Annotated in this window: 1 protein-coding gene; it reads left to right on the forward strand. The window is 77.4% G+C overall.

The features are described 5' to 3' along the window. A partial coding sequence (locus CCN72_RS27910) for a CoA transferase (protein WP_208638116.1) occupies positions 1-832 on the forward strand: 832 nt, incomplete at both ends.

Raw genomic sequence — 832 nt, forward strand, 5'->3', positions numbered from 1 at the left:
GTCCTCGGGATGCTGGGCGCCGAGGTGATCCGGATCGAGCCCCCGGGCGGCGACCCGATGCGCTGGCTGCCCCCGCTGGCCGGGGACACCTCGGCCCGGTTCACCGCCCTCAACGCGGGCAAGCGGGTCGTCGAGGCGGACCTGACGACCGCGCGGGGCCGGGAGACGGTACGCGCGCTGGCCGCCGAGGCCGACGCCTTCGTGCACAACTGGGCCCCCGGCAAGGCCGCCCGGCTCGGCCTGGACGCCGCCGACCTGCTGTCCGACCGCCCCGCCCTGGTGTACGCCTGGGCCTCCGGCTTCGGCGACACCCTCGGCGACCGGCCACCCCTCGGCACCGACTACCTCGCCCAGGTGCACAGCGGACTCGCCGCCGCCGTACGCCCGGCAGACGAACCCCCGGCCCCCTCCCTGATGACCCTCACCGACGTCCTCGGCGGGCTGGTGTGCGCCCAGGGCGTGCTGGCCGCGCTGGCGCACCGGACACGGACCGGGCGGGGCGGCCGCGTCGACTCCAGCCTGGTCTCCGCCGCCGCCCTGATCCCGCGCCCCGCGCACCGGGTGCGCTGGACGGCACCGGACCGCCCCGTGCGCACCGCGGACGGTCATCTGTACCTCGGCCCAAAGGCCCGCGCAAATCCCGAGGCGGTGCACCGGCTGCTGGACCGCGCCGAGGAGTCGGCCCTCACCACCGACGAGTGGACGCACCGCCTGGCCGAAGCGGGCCTGACCGCCACCCCCGTCCACACCGACCTGGCCGCCCTGGCCGACGACCCCGCCTTCAAGGCGGCCGTCGCCCCACCGGACCCGCTCATCGGCCACGCCCGACCGC

The organism is Streptomyces murinus, from assembly GCF_002154555.1.
Classification (GTDB): domain Bacteria; phylum Actinomycetota; class Actinomycetes; order Streptomycetales; family Streptomycetaceae; genus Streptomyces; species Streptomyces murinus.